1 protein-coding gene is annotated in these 1469 nt (G+C 23.0%); it reads left to right on the top strand.

Annotated features, from left to right (window positions below):
- Positions 1-438 precede the first annotated feature (438 nt).
- Positions 439-1428 (top strand): DUF5050 domain-containing protein, encoded by a 990-nt coding sequence (locus CSBG_RS17605; protein ID WP_008681680.1) that lies wholly within the window; start codon positions 439-441, stop codon positions 1426-1428.
- The last annotated feature ends 41 nt before the right edge of the window (positions 1429-1469 follow it).

The raw sequence follows: 1469 nt of genomic DNA, 5'->3' as shown, positions 1-1469 counted from the left end.
AGAATTGCTGGTTTGTTTACTTAACTTATTTTCTGTTCAATTTTCAAAGATCTAAACCTTGCCGTCTCATCGACTGCTTAATTATAATAACATTTCATTACTCAATTGTCAACACTTTTTTGTTATCAATTTTTCCTGTTATTTAGCTTTCGTTCCCGACGACGCTATTTATAATATCATGACTGTAAGTAAGCTTAAAGCATACTTTAGATTATTTTATTATTTTATTATTAAATTTCTAGTAAATTCTAATTTATTCTCGTTTTTTCATATAATGATACACGTGGCAAAGTTAACTAATAAATTTATGATTTTAATACAACTAATATCATTTTTCATCAAAATTATCTATATTTTCACAATTTTATTTTACTTAATATCAATTTTAATCTAAAATATTATTATAAAATAATCAAAATTAAATATCCGGAGGTATGTATGGTAAAGAAGACACTTTTTCTTTTAATTATATCAACATTTTTATTAACAGGCTGTACAAACAAGGACTCTAATACAGATTCAACAAATAATACTACAACTCTATCAACCTCATACAAGGAAAGTACTAATACTGATACTAAACTAACTCTTTCTGGAAAGACTTCTACTTATACTAAATATATATATTTAGGTAATTTATTATTTTTTCCTAATACATCCAACAATAATAAATTATCTGTATTAGATATTTCTAAAACTACTAATAAAATAACTAACGATTTAGTTATAGATGACTTTGATTATTCTGTTGACTCCATAGCTACAGATAATAACTTCATTTATTTTTCATCACTATCTAATAGTAAGGGGCTTTATAAATTAGACTATCAAAAAAAGAATATTACAAAAATTAGCGATAGTTATCCTAAGGGATTAGTTTATCAAAATGGGAAATTGTATTATACTGATTTAAATACTCAAAATATCTACTCATTAGACATTAAATCAAACTCTAAAACATTATTATCAAACACTAAGGTAGGAGAATTTATCGTAAATAATAATTCTATATACTATAAAAACTTGGATGATTCTTCAAAGCTATACTGCCTAAAAATAGATAGCGGTGCAAACTTCAAATTAACAGATACTCCTGTAGATAGTTTTATAACTTATAGTAATAAAATATTATTTATAAATACTTCAGATAATAACTCTTTATATTCTTTGGATTCATCAACTAAAGAAATAAAAAAAGCCTTAAATATTAATGCTACTAAATTAAAACAATTTGATGATAAAATTTACTTTATAAATAATAATGATCCAAATTCTATTTACGAACTTAAAACTATAGATCAAGATAATAACTTTAATTATAATAAGGTGTTTTCTGATTTTACAAATGAATATTTCCCTACAGATAAAGGGATTTTCATAGAAACTTCCTCAAATACTAATGAAATAGAAATTCTTAATATAAATTAAAAAAATAAAAGGCTCAATAGCCTTTTATTTTTTTATTCATA

The sequence above is a fragment of the Clostridium sp. 7_2_43FAA genome, from assembly GCF_000158375.2.
Lineage (GTDB): Bacteria > Bacillota > Clostridia > Clostridiales > Clostridiaceae > Clostridium > Clostridium tertium.
This window is presented reverse-complemented; position numbering and strand designations above follow the sequence as displayed.